General features: G+C 68.3%; 11 protein-coding genes. 7 read left to right on the top strand and 4 right to left on the bottom strand.

Annotated features, from left to right (window positions below):
- The first annotated feature begins 44 nt into the window (after positions 1-44).
- From E0H50_RS20240 to E0H50_RS20225, 4 genes are read left to right on the top strand one after another with little or no spacing between them, the layout of a single operon-like run.
- Positions 45-1,037 carry an ABC transporter permease gene (locus tag E0H50_RS20240; RefSeq protein ID WP_238151092.1) on the top strand — a complete coding sequence of 331 codons (993 nt, stop codon included), beginning with the start codon at positions 45-47 and terminating at the stop codon, positions 1,035-1,037.
- Positions 1,034-1,927 (top strand): carbohydrate ABC transporter permease, encoded by an 894-nt coding sequence (locus E0H50_RS20235; protein WP_238151091.1) that lies wholly within the window; start codon positions 1,034-1,036, stop codon positions 1,925-1,927. Before E0H50_RS20240 ends, E0H50_RS20235 begins: the two co-directional genes overlap by 4 nt.
- A gap of 10 nt (positions 1,928-1,937) precedes the next feature.
- Positions 1,938-3,590 (top strand): type 2 periplasmic-binding domain-containing protein, encoded by a 1,653-nt coding sequence (locus E0H50_RS20230; protein ID WP_131290755.1) that lies wholly within the window; start codon positions 1,938-1,940, stop codon positions 3,588-3,590.
- Positions 3,587-4,846, top strand: coding sequence for an alpha-L-fucosidase (locus E0H50_RS20225; protein WP_131290752.1), 1,260 nt, complete (start codon positions 3,587-3,589; stop codon positions 4,844-4,846). The genes E0H50_RS20230 and E0H50_RS20225 overlap by 4 nt, the downstream gene beginning before the upstream one ends.
- 268 nt (positions 4,847-5,114) lie before the next feature.
- Here E0H50_RS20225 and E0H50_RS20220 read toward each other — a convergent pair whose 3' ends face one another.
- The 3 genes from E0H50_RS20220 to hemW all read right to left on the bottom strand — a co-directional run bounded on the left by E0H50_RS20220 (position 5,115) and on the right by hemW (position 10,273).
- Positions 5,115-6,461: a M60 family metallopeptidase gene (locus tag E0H50_RS20220; protein ID WP_202868229.1), complete on the bottom strand. Its 1,347-nt coding sequence runs from the start codon at positions 6,459-6,461 to the stop codon at positions 5,115-5,117.
- Between the two features lie 80 nt (positions 6,462-6,541).
- On the bottom strand, positions 6,542-8,902 hold the full coding sequence (locus tag E0H50_RS20215; RefSeq protein ID WP_131290749.1) for a polysaccharide lyase 8 family protein: 2,361 nt from the start codon (positions 8,900-8,902) through the stop codon (positions 6,542-6,544).
- Between the two features lie 96 nt (positions 8,903-8,998).
- A complete protein-coding gene (gene hemW / locus E0H50_RS20210) occupies positions 8,999-10,273 on the bottom strand; it encodes a radical SAM family heme chaperone HemW (RefSeq protein ID WP_131290746.1) in 1,275 nt (424 codons plus the stop codon).
- Positions 10,274-10,472: 199 nt separating this feature from the next.
- Between hemW and E0H50_RS20205 the strand changes: the two genes are divergently transcribed.
- Complete coding sequence (locus tag E0H50_RS20205; RefSeq protein WP_131290743.1) at positions 10,473-12,488, top strand: MDR family MFS transporter; 2,016 nt, start codon at positions 10,473-10,475, stop codon at positions 12,486-12,488.
- Positions 12,489-12,496: 8 nt separating this feature from the next.
- Here the strand turns inward: E0H50_RS20205 and E0H50_RS20200 are convergent, their stop codons facing one another.
- Positions 12,497-13,318 (bottom strand): META domain-containing protein, encoded by an 822-nt coding sequence (locus E0H50_RS20200; RefSeq protein ID WP_165547221.1) that lies wholly within the window; start codon positions 13,316-13,318, stop codon positions 12,497-12,499.
- Positions 13,319-13,522: 204 nt separating this feature from the next.
- Here E0H50_RS20200 and E0H50_RS20195 point away from each other — a divergent pair, with 204 nt between their 5' ends.
- Together E0H50_RS20195 and E0H50_RS20190 are read left to right on the top strand one after the other, a co-directional pair.
- Positions 13,523-14,437: an alpha/beta fold hydrolase gene (locus E0H50_RS20195; protein WP_165547220.1), complete on the top strand. Its 915-nt coding sequence runs from the start codon at positions 13,523-13,525 to the stop codon at positions 14,435-14,437.
- Positions 14,434-15,111 (top strand): IMP cyclohydrolase, encoded by a 678-nt coding sequence (locus tag E0H50_RS20190; RefSeq protein WP_131290735.1) that lies wholly within the window; start codon positions 14,434-14,436, stop codon positions 15,109-15,111. Before E0H50_RS20195 ends, E0H50_RS20190 begins: the two co-directional genes overlap by 4 nt.
- Positions 15,112-15,159 lie beyond the last annotated feature (48 nt).

Below are 15,159 nucleotides of genomic sequence, written 5' to 3'. Positions count from 1 at the left end.
GCCACCCGGGACAGCAAACGCTTACTACTACCAGGAGCCGCCTCATGCATCGCGTCAGCCGATCCTCCGGCCGCTCGCCGGACCGCGCCGCCTCGCGGGCCGCCCGCCAGGCGGCACGCCGGGTGCAGAGTGGGCCGAGTCTCGGGGCCAGGCTGCGGCGCGACCGCGTGATGCTGTTGCTGGTCCTGCCCGGCTTCCTGTTCTTCGTGGTGTTCCACTACGTGCCGCTGCTGGGGAACGTGATCGTCTTCCAGGACTACCAGCCGTACCTCGGCTTCAAGGACAGCCCGTGGGTCGGCCTCGGCAACTTCAGCGTGTTCGCCGAGCCGGACTTCTACCGCGCGCTGCTCAACACACTGAAGTTCGCCGTACTGCAGCTGGTTCTGTTCTTCCCCGCGCCGATCGGTCTCGCCCTGCTGCTGAACAGCATCATCAGCCCGAAGATCAAGCGGTTCGTGCAGAGCGTCGTGTACCTGCCGCACTTCATCGGCTGGGTGATCCTGATCTCGATCAGCCAGCAGCTGATCGGCGGCACCGGCCTGCTCCCGCAGTTCCTCGGCGAGCTCGGCCTGCCGCGGGTCGACCTGATGACCAGCTCCGGCTTCTTTCCGTGGCTCGTGACGCTGCAGCTGATCTGGAAGGACGCCGGCTGGGGCACGATCATCTACCTCGCCGCGCTGCTCAACATCGACACCGAGCACTACGAGGCCGCCGCGATCGACGGGGCGGACCGCTGGCGCCGGCTGTGGCACGTGACGCTTCCGGGCATCGTGCCGGTCACCTTGCTGCTGCTGATCCTCAACCTGGGCAGCATTCTCTCGGTCGGCTTCGAGCAGATCCTGCTGCAACGCGACGCGGTCGGCGCCGACGCGGCCGAGGTACTCGACACCTACGTCTACTTCCACGGCGTCCTCGACGGTCAGTGGGGTCCGGCCGCCGCCGTCGGCCTGGTCAAGGGCGTCATCGGCCTGGTCCTGATCCTCGGCGCCAACAAACTCGCCCACCGCCTCGGCCACGAAGGGATCTACTCCCGATGAAAACTTCGCAGCGGCCGCCCTGGATGGAGGCACCGACCAAGGCCGGGCTGGCGATCAAGGGCATGGTGATCGCGGTCGTCTGTCTGCTGGTGCTCTACCCGTTCGTGAACATCGTCGCGACCAGCCTGGCCGGCGAGTCCGAGATCACCCGGCGCGGCGGGATCATCCCGCTGTTCCCGAGCGAGCCGACGCTGGCGGCGTACAAGACGATCTTCGCCGGCGGTGTGGTGAGTCACGCGCTGCTGGTCAGCGCGGGGATCACGATCATCGGTACGGCGCTGAACCTGGTCGTCACGATCGCACTCGCGTACGGGCTCAGCCGTCCGATCGTCGGCGGGCGGTTCGTGTTGACATGCGTATTGTTCACCATGTTGTTCGGCGCGGGCATCATCCCGAACTTCCTGCTGATCAAGGCGCTCGGGCTCTACGACTCGTACGCGTCGCTGATCGTCCCGGGCCTGGTCAGCGCTTTCAACTTCCTGGTCCTGCGCAACTTCTTCCAGAACATCCCGGCCGAGCTGCTCGACAGCGCGCGGATCGACGGCGCCGGCGACCTCGCGATCCTGCTCCGGATCGTGCTGCCGCTGTCGAAGGCGGTCCTCGCGGTCGTCGCGCTCTTCTACGCCGTCGGCCACTGGAACGCGTTCTTCAACGCACTGCTCTACCTCAGCGACACCGGCAAGTGGCCGTTGCCGCTCGTCCTGCGCCTCTACGTCCTGCAGGGCCAACCGGTCGGCGGCGCCACCGAGTCACCCGGCGAGGCGGTGGCGTCGATCCAGGCCGTGCAGATGGCGGTCGTCGTCGTGGCGCTCGTCCCCATCCTCTGCGTCTACCCGTTCCTGCAGCGCTACTTCACCAAGGGCGTACTCACCGGCGCCATCAAGGGTTAGGAGAAAGACCGTGACCACCCCATCTCTCAGTCGCCGGAACTTCCTGCGCAGCGCCGTCGGCGTCGCCGTGATGAGCGCCACCGGCGTACCGACGCTGGTTGCCTGCAGCAACGGCGGTACGGCGGCCGGCCCCGCGCGGGCCTCCACCGTGACGCTCCCGACGTACGTCGCGTTCGAGGGGCCGAAGCCGGATCTGGCCGGAACCGCGGACGGCGTACCGCCCGGCTACCTGACCTATCCGAAGGACCTCGTCACTACCGTGAAGACGCCGCCGCTGGCGGGCGGCAAGGTGAGCGTGATGACCGACATCTTCGACCCACTGCCGCCGGCGAAGGACAAGAACACGGCCTGGCAGGCAGTCGAGAAGCAGCTCGGCGGAACCCTCGACCTGACCATCGTCCCGGACAGCGACTGGGCGACGAAGTTCCAGACGGTACTGGCGGCCAACGAACTGCCGGATCTTGTCCTGTTGTCGGATTCCACTCTTGTCAACAATCTACCGGCCTTCTTGTCGGCAAAGTGCACGGACCTCACGCCGTACCTGTCCGGTGACAAGGTCAAGGACTACCCGAACCTGGCCAACATCCCGCAGGTGATCTGGCAGGCGTGCGTGGTGCAGGACAAGATCTACGGGCTGCCGATCCCGCGCAGCATCACCGGCGGCGCGGGCTTCTACAACAAGCGGCTCTTCGACGCCGCCGGGATCGAGTACCCGGCCACCGCCGAGGACTTCCTGGCCGCGTGCAAGGAGCTGACCAAGCCGCAGCAGGGCCAGTGGGCGATCGTGAACTCGAAGGGCAACACGTTCTTCACGATGGTCCAGCAGATGTTCGGCGTGCCGAACGGCTGGAAGGACGACGGCGGCAAGCTGGTCCGCAGCTTCGAGACGCCGGAGTACAAGGCGGCGCTCGAGTTCGCCGTCGAGCTGGTCAAGGCCGGCGTCACCGTGCCGGGCTCCGACGGCATCGACGGCACCGCCCGGAAGAACGCGTTCCGCGCCGGCAAGGGCGCACTGGTGTACGACGGGTTCCCGGCGTACTCCGGCTACGTGAAGGACATGTCCCGGCTGGACCCGAAGAACGACCCGCGGGCGTTCGTGCCGATGGCGCCCAAGGGCGGCAAGGCGAACACCTGGTCGGACAACATCCTATTCGCCTACACCCTGATGAAGAAGGCCGACGAGAAGCGCGCCAAGGAGCTGCTGGCGGTGGCGAACTTCTTCGCCGCGCCGTTCGGCAGCACCGAGAACCTGCTGCTCACGTACGGCGTCGAGGGCGTCGACTTCACCCGCGACGCGAAGGGCAACCCGACGCTGACCAGCAAGGGCGAGGCGGAGATGACGGTGCCGTGGAAGTACATCACCGCGCCGCCGCAGACGCTCTACAACGCACAGTTCCCGACGTACGTCGAGCGCGCGCACGAGGACCTCACCAAGCTGATCGGCATGGTCGTCAAGGACCCGACCGCGTCGCTGATCTCGCCGACCAACGACAAGTCCGGCGGTGACATCGGGCAGGCGCTGACCGATGTCCGCAACGACGTGATCGCGGGGCGGAAGCCGATCAGCGCGTTCGACACCGCGGTCAAGAAGTGGGCCAAGGACGGCGGCGACAAGATCCGCGGCGAGTTCGAGTCGGCGCTCGGCGGTGCGAGCCCGCGATGAACTGGTTGACCGAGGCAAGGTTCGGGCTGTTCGTGCACTGGGGCATCTACGCGGCCGCCGCGCGGCACGAGTGGGTGAAGTCGTACGAACAGCTCACCGACGCCGACTACCAGCCGTACTTCGACCACTTCTCGCCGGACCTGTACGACCCGGTGCGCTGGGCGGACGACGCGTGGAACGCGGGCATGCGCTATCTGGTGATCACCACCAAGCACCACGACGGGTTCTGCCTGTGGGACTCCAAGCTCACCGACTACTCGGCGCCGAACACGCCGTGGGGCAAGGATCTGCTCGCGCCGATGGTCGACGCGTTCCGCGAGCGCGGGTTCAGGATCGGGCTGTACCACTCGCTGCTCGACTGGCACCACCCGGAGTTCCCGGTCGACCTGTACCACCCGCAGCGCAAGGACGTGGACTTCATCGACCGTACGGCGGACCGCGACGTCTCGAAGTACGCCGACTACCTGCACGGTCAGGTCCGCGAGTTGCTCACCGGGTACGGCACGATCGACGTGATGTGGTTCGACTTCTCGTACGCCGATCGCGGGTTCAACGCGAAAGGTCCGGACGAGTGGCGATCGTCCGAATTGTTGACAATGGTACGAGAGTTGCAGCCCGGGATCCTGGTCAACAATCGACTGGGCCTCGGATCGGGTGACTTCACCACGCCGGAGCAGGTGCAGCCGCCCGGGAACGAGGTGGCGGCCGGCGAAGGTACGCAGGTGCCGTGGGAGGCGTGCCACACGCTCAACGGCAGCTGGGGTTATCACCGCGACAACCACGACTGGAAGTCGCCGGCGTTGCTGATCCGGATGCTGGTCGACGCGGTCTCGAAGGGCGGCAACATGCTGCTCAACGTCGGCCCGAACGGACGCGGCGCGTGGGAGCCGCGCGCCCTCGACGTACTGTCCGGGATCGGTTCCTGGATGCGGCTGCACGAGCGCTCGATCCGCGACTGCGGGCCGAGCACGTACGTCCCGCCGGCGGACTGCCGCTACACGCAGAACGGCCGCCGCCTGTACCTGCACGTGTTCGCGTGGCCGATGGGTCATCTCCACCTGCCGGGCCTGGGCGACCGGGTCGAGTACGCGCAGTTCCTGCACGACGCGTCCGAGGTCAAGCGGGTACAGGTCGACCCGTCCGCACCCGGGCACACCTACCTGACCGGCCTCCCCGACAACACCCTGACCCTCAAACTCCCGAACCGCGCACCCGACGTCGACACCTGCGTCATCGAACTCTTCCTGAAGGACTGAGCCCACCGAGTACTGCGGCTCCCCTGAACGACGAAGGCACCCACCTCGACCCGGTGGGTGCCTTCGTCCTGTCCGAGTGTCCAACTGACCTGGTGAACTGCGGGGCCGTGAGACAGGTTCTGGTGGGCTCGCACCTGATATTGCCTGTCCGCCGCACCCGGAAGGTGTCGCTCCTCCCGGCAACCGGCAATGCCCGACGACCGGCCTGGGCACGCCGAGCCATGGCTGCCAAGATGCACGACTCGACCGGGCACCGGCGGCTGCTGTTCTACTGGCGGATCGTGGTGGGGTCGGTGGGCGGCGGGGTGAGGTGGAGGGCGGTGAGTTGGGCGGTTGCCTCGGCGTCGACGGGGACGCCCCAGGCGCGGAAGAAGTCGCTCAGATCGTGGCCGGCCGTACGGCTGCTGAGTACGACGAGGTTGCGCAGCCGGAGCACCTCGTCCGTGTAGTCGCTGGCGTACGGACGCTCCACCCGGACGAGCTTGTGCAGGTTCGGCCAGAAGGTGTCGCCGAACGCCAGGCGGAGCTGCTCGAACATGACCAGCTTCTCGTAGGGATCGAACGTGGTGCCGTAGTTGACGCCTGGGGAACGGAGCTTGCCGGGGGCGCTCTGCCAGGGCGTGAGGCCGGTCTTCGCGTCCGGTGCGTGCAGCCGCGGCTGCTGGCCGTACTTCGTGGCGAACACCGCGTTCACCGCGAGCGAGTAGACGTTGACCGTCACCTCGGTCAGCGAACTCGGCTTGTAGGTGATCTGCTGATGCTGGTGGCCGAGCTCGTGGTAAATGCCCCAGCCACGCGTCCGCAGCGCCGCGACGGTCAGCATCCGGTCCTGGATCGGCGGCGGGAACGACATGTGGCCGTGGGTCGCGTACGCCCCGACCCCGGTGATCGCGGACGGGTACCCGACGAAGTGGTACCGATGCGCGAGGCGGACGTGCTGCGGCGCGGATCCGTCGTACCCGCTGGTGGCGTCCTCGATCCGGATGATCTCCTCGTAGGTGGACAGCAGGTCGGTGTGGTTCTCGGTGCGGTACGTCAGAGCGGACGCACGCTCGACGGTGATCATCGCGTGCGGGCTGAGAAGTTCGACGTACGGCGTGAGGCGCTCGTCGAGCTGGCGCTGGAACTCGGCCTCACCGGTGCAGCCGAGGACGAAGTACGGCATCGGCTGAGCCTGCTCGCCGATGCTGACCTTCGCCTGGCCGGTGTCGCCGATCAGCTTGAGGTAGACGACGCCCCCGCCCGCGTCGGTGACGGTGTTGCGGCCGACCTGGAGCGGGTACGCCCGCGGTGACTTGAACTCCTTGCGCGCGTCGGCGTCGGGTGCGCCGATCACGAGCGTCGGCGCCAGGCTTCCGGCGTGGACGACCACGTTGAGGGCGGTGTCCGCGGGTAGGTAGTAGCCGGTGGAGCGGAGTTCGCTGGCGCTCAGCGAGTTCTGCGTACGGGCGAGTTCGGTCGTGCGCGCCGACGGCAGCGCGGGGATCGTGATCGTGCTGGTCTGGGCGTGCGCCAGACCCGGTACGGCGGCCAGCGCCACCCCGGCTCCGGCTACTTGAAGGACCCGTCGCCGGGTGAACTGCCCCGCGAGCTGAGGGCGGGCGTGCGGCATCATCGAACAACCTCCTGGTTGAACTTGCCAGCACCCGGCGACCCGGCCGGCGCTTGTCGCCGGCCCCGGTTGCTTGCGGAAACTCAGGTGAAGGAAACGGTGTGGGTGGCGCCCTTCGTACCGCCGACGGCGACGTCCAGCACCAACTGCTTGCCGGAAGCAACCACCGTGACGGCGGGATCCTGCGCGACCACGGCACCGACCCGCCGATCGATCGTCACGCGAACCGTGGTGACGGTGCGACTCGGATCAGCCACCGCGACTGTCGTCGTCCGGCCGTCCTTGCCGACCACTACGGACGCCGGACCGTCACAGGCGATCTCGGCGACCGCACCGGCCGCCCAGAAGTTCGCCAGGACCAGGTTCTCGCGGTGCGACCGGATCGCTTGAACAATCGGATTGTTGACAAGGATCGTCATCCCCGGATCGGCGGCGCGCTCGGCCGTCTGCCGGCTGGTCGCATTAGGTAGCACGACATATGCGTAGTCGCCGGTCGCCGTCCCGTGCTCGAGGACGAGCTTCGCGTAGCGGCGGGTGTACGGCGTGTTCGAGCCGGCCGTGTCGTTGCCGTTGTTGATCTCCGCCCAAGACCCGGTCCGATCCTCACGCTCCACACGGAGGCGGCCACCGGCCGGGAAGACGTAGCCGGCGACGCCGTCCAGATGCGCCCAGCAGGGATCCTCGTGCGTGCCGTCCGTGGCGGGGCGCCCGTCCAGCGCGAGCGCGGCCGTCCCGTTCTCGTGGAGATTCCGATTGTCGACAATCGTCTCGACCGGGTAGCCGTCGGTCCCGGCGATTCCGGCGCCGAGGGCAACGACCGAGTCGCGGAGGCAGAACCAGGACTTCCTGGCCTGCAAGGTCTTGTCGTGATTGATCAGGTGCATGCCGACCGCGCCGGCGACGTTCTTGTACGACGCTCCACCGACCCAGTCGGCGTACGCCGCGACCGTGCCGGTGCCGCTCCCGGAGCCACCGGGCTGGCGCGGTTGCGTGCTGACCGTCGTACCGGGCATCCGTTGCGCGTCGACCGTCGGCCAGTACGCGTCGTCGAACTGGGACTGATCCCCGTTGTACAGGTAGGTCATGCCGTCGCCGACGTACCAGCCGCGGAGGTTCTCGCCGTTGCCCCACTCGTAGCGGGCCATCCGCTTCGACGACATCGCGATCGCGAACGTCCAGCCCGGGCGGCGGTGCACGACGCGGTCCTGGTTGTAGAACTGGTAGTGCCGCGGGAGCGCCGGCGCCGGTACGACGCCGGTATCGGCGAGCAGCGCCTTCGCGCGGGAGATCTCCGGGATCGACGCGCCCGGGAGGTAGTCGTCGAGACGATCGCGGGTGATCCAGCCCTTCGCGAGCGCCTTGTACCGCGAGGCGTACGGCTCCGCGACGCCGCTCGCGAGGAGCAGGACCGTCGACGTCGTACCGTGCCCGTTGCGGTGGTCGCCGGCGCGTTCGCGGGAGATCGCGCGGCCGGAGACACAGTCCATCATCAGACCGTCGACGATGAACGGCGCGAAGCTCGCGTCGACCGCGTCCAGGAGGACGGCGCGGTTCGGGTCGGCGATCTCCCAGGTGGAGCCGCCGAGCAGGGCGATCAGGTTCGCGACACCGCCGAGCGCCACGTTGCCGTACGTCCCGACGTACGCGAGGTTGCCGTGCTGGACGAACGAGCCGTCGCGGTAGAAGCCGTCGCCGCTCGTGACGTAGGTGAAGACGCTGTTCTTACCGGACTCGGCGACATCGCTGAGGGCGTCGCGGGCTGTCGACAATTTGACGGTCGACTTTCCGACGATGCCGCGGAGCGCGACGATCAGCGCCTTGTCGACACGGTTGGCGCCGGTCTCGCGGAGCGTCGGCGAGTTGGTCCGCCGGTTCGGGTCCGGGACGAACCGGTCGACGGCCGTCAGGTACTTGGCGATCTGCTCGGCGGACAGGACGTCGTACGCGAGCACGCAGATGTCGAGCAGCGCCCGCGGCGTACCGATCTCCCAGAACCACCAGTTCCCGGTCTCTTTGAGCGTCTCGTTGTAGGAGGTGGCGTTCAGGAAGTCGAGCCCGCCACTCAGCAACTCCGCCGCGGTCGTGTCCAACTGCGTCCCTCGCGTGGCGCGGGCCAGCGCGATTGTTTTCAGGCGCGTGTAGCTGATCGAGAAGTTCCCGCTCGACGGGCTCAGCGGCAGGTCCGACCAGAGCATGGTCCGGTCCGCCGAGGTGATCATCCTGTCGAGGTACTGCTGCGCCTGTGAGCCCAGGGCGGCGAGCGCCCCGGCGTACGCCGGATCGGTCGCGTCGATCGCCCCGCCGGTGTTGAGCTCGGCCCACCGCGCGCGGAGTACGTCGTACTCGTCTTCCGCGAACGCGCGGGTGGGCAGCCCGAGCGTGCTGAGCGCACCGGCGGCAAGGCCGGCCTGAAGCAACAGCCGACGACGGATGAAGGGCGGCATCGCGGACTCCTCAGGGCGGTAGTAAACGCTTACCGCCAAGCCTGCCGTCTGCTCGTAACAGTCGTCAACAGCTGACTGTGATCAGTTCTGATCACTTCACGGGAGCAGGTCCCGGACCACCGCATCGGCCAGCAACCGCCCCCGATCGGTCAGCACAAGCCGCCCCGCCCCCGACCCGCGATCGCCAATCCCGCCGCCGTCGACCCCATCGGCCCCATCGGCGCCGTTGTCCGCGATCAGCGCGAGGCCGTCGGCGACCACCTGGTCCGCGGCGGTCCGGCCGGCCTCGTCCAGGACCTCGAGAGGCAGTCCCGCCGACAACCGCACCTCGAGCAGCACTCGCTCGACGCGCCGGGTCTCCTCGTCGAGGGTCTCCCGCGCGTGCGCCGGGCTCTCGCCGGCGTTGATGCGTTCGGCGTACGCGGTCGGATGCTTGACGTTCCACCAGCGCACCCCGCCGACATGGCTGTGCGCGCCCGGCCCGATGCCCCACCAGGTGTCGCCGCGCCAGTACAGCTCGTTGTGCCGGCAGCGCGCCGCCGTACTGCGGGCCCAGTTGGACACCTCGTACCACCGCAGCCCTTGGGCCGACAGCAGTTCGTCGGCCAGCACGTACTTGTCTGCCAGGTCGTCGTCGTCCGGCATCGGCAGCTCACCGCGCCGGATCCGCCGCGCGAGCTGCGTACCGTCCTCGATGATCAACGCGTACGCGCTGACATGGTCCGGCTGAGCCGACAACGCCGACTCCAGCGACGCCCGCCAGTCGTCGAGCGACTCCCCCGGCGTCCCGTAGATGAGGTCCAGGTTCACGTGCTCGAACCCGGCCGCGGTCGCTTCCTTCACCGCCTGCAACGCGCGGCCCGGCGTGTGCTGCCGGTCGAGGATCCGCAGTACGTGCGAGGACGCGCTCTGCATCCCGAAACTCACCCGGGTGAAGCCGGCTTCCAGCAACGCCTCGAGGTATGCCGGGTCGACCGACTCCGGGTTCGCCTCGGTCGTCACCTCCGCGCCCGGCGCGAGACCGAACTCGTCCCGCACCGCGGCCAGCATCTTCCCCAGATCGGCGGCCGGCAGCAGGGTCGGCGTACCGCCCCCGAAGAACACCGTGTCGACCGGCCGGTCCAGATCACCCAGAACCCGCCGCGCCATCCGGACCTCGTCGACCGCGGTCCCGGCGTACGACGCCTGCGAACCGCCGCCGCCCAACTCGCGCGCGGTGTAGGTGTTGAAGTCGCAGTACCCGCACCGCGACGCGCAGAACGGCACATGCAGGTAGAAACCCAACGGCCGACCGGCAGCCTCCCGGACAGCACCATCCGGCAACGCCCCGTCCCGGGGCGCAACCTCCCCCTCGGGCAATGTCGACGGCACACCCCCATCGTACGGACCACACGCGGCGCCTAAGGACAGGTATTCCTCTGCCGCGGCCGCGCCCGCCACGCTCAGCCCGACCGCGAGCGACCCCCATCGGCCGACCACCTCCTGTCGTCAGGCCACCTGGGGTCGTTTCTTGATCGGATCGCCGAGCGGCAGTGGTAGCGGAGTGTGCGGGGACGGTTACATTCGGCTCATGGAGACCGAGGCTCAGCCCGTCGGACGTGCCACCCGGAACGCGGTCGTGGTCGCGATCATGCTCGGAATGCTGCTCGCGGCCCTCGATCAGACGATCGTGGCGACCGCGCTGCCGACCATCGTGAGCGACCTCGGCGGCGCCAACCACCTGTCCTGGGTGGTCACGTCGTACCTGCTCGCCGAGACGATCATGACCGCGCTGATCGGGAAGTTCGGCGACCTGTACGGGCGCAAGCCGATGTTCCTGCTCAGCGTCGTGCTGTTCCTGGCCGGCTCCGCGCTCTGCGGGATGGCGGACTCGATGCTGTGGCTGGTCGGCTCCCGCGCGATCCAGGGGCTCGGCGCCGGCGGGCTGATGGTGACCGCGATGGCGGTGATCGCGGACGTCGTACCGCTCAGCGAGCGCGGCCGGTACCAGGGCGTGATGGGCTCCGTGTTCGGCGTCTCCACGGTCGCGGGACCGCTGCTCGGCGGGCTGTTCGTCGACCACCTGAGCTGGCGGTGGGCGTTCTACGTCAACCTGCCGCTCGGCATCCTGGTCCTGATCGTTGCCTCGATCACCCTTCCTTCGGTGAAGGCCGCGGTCGGGCCGAAGATCGACTACCTCGGCATCCTGTTCATCGGTCTCGCCGCGACCGGGCTGACGCTGGTGACGACGTGGGGCGGCAACGAGTACGCGTGGACGTCGACGGTGATCATCGCGATGGCGGCCGGATCCGTGGTCGCGCTGGTGCTCTTCGTCCTGGCGGAGCGGCGGGCGGCGGAACCGTTGCTGCCGTTGCGGTTGTTCCGGTCCGGCGTGTTCACGGTGTGCTCGATCATGAGCTTCATCATCGGGTTCGCGATGCTCGGCGGGGTCACGTATCTGCCGACGTACCTGCAGTTCGTCCACGGCGCCTCGGCGACGGAGTCCGGTCTGCAGATGCTCCCGCTGGTACTGGGACTGCTGGTCGCGTCGGTCGGCGTCGGCCAGGTGATCAGCAAGACCGGGCGGTACCGGCTGTTCCCGATCGTCGGCACCGTGCTGATCGGCGTCGGGCTCTTCTTACTGTCTTTGCTGGACAATCAGACGTCGTACGTCGAGACCGCCGGGTTCATGATCGTGCTCGGACTCGGCGTCGGGCTGTGCATGCCGGTGCCGACGGTCGTCGTGCAGAGTACGGTCGACTACTCGGACCTCGGTGTCGCGACCTCCGGCGTGAGTTTCCTGCGGACGATGGGCAGTTCCTTCGGGGTCGCGGTCTTCGGCTCGATCTACGCACATCAGTTGCCGGAGAAGCTCGGTGCCGCCGCTCAGGCCGCGCAGGTCGATCCTCGTCTGGCGTCGACGGTGGAAGGCGTCCGTGGGTTGCCCGATGCGGCGCGTTCCGTCATCACCGCGGCGTACGCCGACTCGCTCCATGTCGTGTTCCTCTGGGCGGTTCCGGTCGCCGGTCTGGGTTTCCTGACTGCCCTGCTGCTGAAGGAGGTTCCGCTCCGCGACACCGCGCGAATGGCGGCCTCGGACGTCGGCGAGAACTTCGCGGCGCCGGCGTCGTTCGACTCCGAACGCGAACTGCAGAAGCTCGCCGCCCTCGTCGTACAGCACCACAAACGCAACCCCGCGCCCGAGGTCCTGGCCGAGTCCGGGATCCCGCTCAGCCACGCTCAGGCCTGGATGATCATGCGGGTGTTCCGCGGCGGCGCCGAGTCCGGCTCGGCCACCCTCGCCGAGATCACCGGTGAGCTCCGCATGCCGCCTGGTGTGCTGGAGCCACTCGCCACCCAGTTGGTTGCCGACGGCTACTTGTCCGAGACCCTCGGCCACTACCGCTTCACGAGCCTCGGGCTGGAGATGTTCCAGCGCTTCGTCGGCGCGTTCCGGATCTGGATGCTCGACAGGCTTACCGACTGGGACCCCGAGAACTCCGAGGCCTTCTCCCAGGCCGTCGACCGGATCGCCGAACAGATGATCGACCAGGGTCAGTCCCTCACCACCGGCAAACACGCCGCCGCCCTCACCACCACCGGGTGACCAACCGCTTAAGACTGCTGGGTCCACAGGCGCCTCGGAGGGTAGCCGTCGGGCCGGTCGGCGACCAGGTTGACGCCGCCGGTTCCCGTGGCGGCCCTGAGTCGCAGGCGATTGGACTTCATGGTGTAGGTGAGGGGCACACGGAGGGCTTCCAGGAAGTCTTGTTCCATGGCCGCGGCTCGGCCGCTGGGGTTGGTCGGGGTGATGCTGAGGTGCGTGAAGGTGAGCGTGTCGTCGGCTCGGGCAACAGTTGCGGCGTAGGCGCTGCTGCCGGTTGAGCCGCTGGCCAGGGTTCCGTTGAGGACGAGAGTTGCGGGAACGGCGCTGCCGTAGTACCCGAAGTGGCCCGTGTCGCGGAGGATCGCCTCGACGGTCCACAGGGTGCCGTCGAGTGGAGGGTCGGGTTCGGCGAGGCGGATGTCCAGCAGGACGAACGTCGTACGGCCGTTGGTCAGAGTGAAGGTGTCGCCGTCCACGGTCCACTCCGGCTCGTGGACCAGGAATCCGAAGAACCAGTCGTCCTGAGTCGAGAACTCCGGACCGCAGTTCATCTGGGTCTGGATCGGGCCACTCGCGAACCGCAGCACGCCGTCCTCAATGATCTCGCTGCTGTCGAACCGCAGTACGCCGTCGTCGAGCATGATCCCGCCGCTGAGCGAGTTACACCCGGCCCGTGCGATCAGTACGCCGTCCTTCCGAATCTGCACCCTGATCCGCGTCCCCGGTACCACCGCCCGCTCCACACCGTCGTCCTGCACCGACACGGACAGGTACGTCTTCCCGATCGGCGACCCTTCCCCACCGATCAGCGGCCCGTACACCACCGTCATCTCGCTCCCCCTTCCGCTCCGGATCATCCCGCCGATCGTGACGCTGCACCAGACTTGCGCCCGCGCCGCCCGGCTCTGCGAACACCCCACGGTGTCTGGGAACAAGCTATTTCCTGTCCCCAGACACCATTGGTTGTTCCCAGACCCCGCGCCCGGCCACCGCGCCCGGCCACTGGGCTCGCGGCGGCGCGTATGCTCGCGCGCATGCTGAGTGATGGGGTGCGGACGATCACCGCTGGTGGGGTTGAGCATTGGGTGCGGGTGGCTGGGGCGGCGAACGACGGGGTGCCGTTGGTGCTCGTGCACGGCGGTCCCGGTGAGAGTTCGTACTCGATCGAGCAGTCGGTCGGGGACGAGGTCGCGAAGCTGGCCCCGGTCGTGTTCTACGACCAGCGCGGGTGCGGGCGATCGGCGCGTCCGGCCGATCCGTCGACGTACACGATGGAGCGGCTGGTCGCGGATCTCGACGAGTTGCGTACGGCGCTGGGCGTCGAGCGGATCGTGCCGTGGGGCGCGTCGTTCGGGTGCCTGCCGGCCGCCGAGTACGCCGTTGCTCATAGCAACCATGTGGAGGCGCTGATCCTGCACGCGCCGCCGATCACCGATCCGCTGCACCCGGGGCTGTGGACGATGCGGCCGGGTGCCGTCGACGTGTTCCTCACGCCGGACGAGCGGACGGCGCTCCGTACGCAGCTCGACGACGTCACGGAGCCGATCGAACGTACGGTCGCCGCGCTCGGGGCGATCGCGGGCAGCGCCAACGCTGCCCGGTTCTTCTATCACGACACCGCGAACATCCCGCCCGACGACGACAACGCGCCCGAGTCCAACCTGGAGATGGCGATGGCGCTGGTCGGCAACGAACGCGTGGAGCTCGCCGACGACCTGGCCGCCCTCGACGTACCGGTCCTGATCCTCGCCGGCCTCTGGGACCGCCACGTCGGCTTCGACATGCCCCGCGACCTCGCGACCCGGCTGCCACGGGCGACCCTCGAGATCTTCGACCGTTCGGCGCACTCGATCCACGACGAACAGCCCGGCGAGTACGTCGAGGCGATCCGCAGGTTCCTCGCCGGGACCGTTGACCTCGCTGCGCGCGACCGACAGGTGCTCCGATGAGCCTCTTCGCCGCTGTCGAGTACCCAGGCCGCGGTCTCGCGATCGGCCGCGACGTGGACGGCGTCCCGTTCTTCGCGTACTGGCTGACCGGCCGCTCCCCCGCCTCCCAGGCCCGCGAACTCGTCGTGCACGACCGCGAGATCATCGTCCGCGACACCTCCGGCGGCCCGCTCGACGACCTGCGCCACTACACGGCGGCCACCCGCGGAGACGACTGGGTCATCGTCGGCAACGGCACCCAGGTCGCCGAACTCACCGCCACCCGCGAGCACCAACCCGACCTCCAGCTCGCGCTGCGACAACTCACCTACGAACCCGACCCACCCATCCGCACGCCCCGCATCACCGCGACCGCCACACTCAACGGCCCGGACCTGACCGAGGTCATGATCGGGTCAGCCCGCGCGAACGACGCCGCGCCCGAACTCACCGAACATCCGTCGCTCTACGCGGCCCGCATCGCGCTGGGTACAGCACTCACCACGACGACCTACGCCGGCACAGCAGAACACGTCATCACCAACGGCGTCCCGAGAACCGTCGCGATCCCCGCCAACTGGTCCTCGCTGACCGACGAGATCTGGCAGTCGTTGCAACCTGCTCTCCGCGTCGCCGCGATCACAATCCGCCTGGACACCACCAACTTCACCGACGCGATCCTGCAATCCCGATAGGTACTCCACCGGAGATCACCTGCCGCTCCCCCACGCGCGCCCGCCGGC

This window comes from Kribbella sindirgiensis (assembly GCF_004331435.1).
Classification (GTDB): Bacteria; Actinomycetota; Actinomycetes; order Propionibacteriales; family Kribbellaceae; genus Kribbella; species Kribbella sindirgiensis.
Note: the sequence above shows the minus strand (reverse complement) of the source record. Positions and strands in the feature narration are given on the sequence as shown.

Excerpts from the sequence above, each read along its gene's own strand:
- E0H50_RS20240 (WP_238151092.1), top strand. The coding sequence starts at position 45 with ATGCATCGCGTCAGCCGATCCTCCGGCCGCTCGCCGGACCGCGCCGCC.
- E0H50_RS20235 (WP_238151091.1), top strand. The coding sequence starts at position 1,034 with ATGAAAACTTCGCAGCGGCCGCCCTGGATGGAGGCACCGACCAAGGCC.
- E0H50_RS20225 (WP_131290752.1), top strand. The coding sequence starts at position 3,587 with ATGAACTGGTTGACCGAGGCAAGGTTCGGGCTGTTCGTGCACTGGGGC.
- E0H50_RS20220 (WP_202868229.1), bottom strand. The coding sequence starts at position 6,461 with ATGATGCCGCACGCCCGCCCTCAGCTCGCGGGGCAGTTCACCCGGCGA.
- E0H50_RS20215 (WP_131290749.1), bottom strand. The coding sequence starts at position 8,902 with ATGCCGCCCTTCATCCGTCGTCGGCTGTTGCTTCAGGCCGGCCTTGCC.
- E0H50_RS20205 (WP_131290743.1), top strand. The coding sequence starts at position 10,473 with ATGGAGACCGAGGCTCAGCCCGTCGGACGTGCCACCCGGAACGCGGTC.
- E0H50_RS20200 (WP_165547221.1), bottom strand. The coding sequence starts at position 13,318 with ATGACGGTGGTGTACGGGCCGCTGATCGGTGGGGAAGGGTCGCCGATC.
- E0H50_RS20195 (WP_165547220.1), top strand. The coding sequence starts at position 13,523 with ATGCTGAGTGATGGGGTGCGGACGATCACCGCTGGTGGGGTTGAGCAT.
- E0H50_RS20190 (WP_131290735.1), top strand. The coding sequence starts at position 14,434 with ATGAGCCTCTTCGCCGCTGTCGAGTACCCAGGCCGCGGTCTCGCGATC.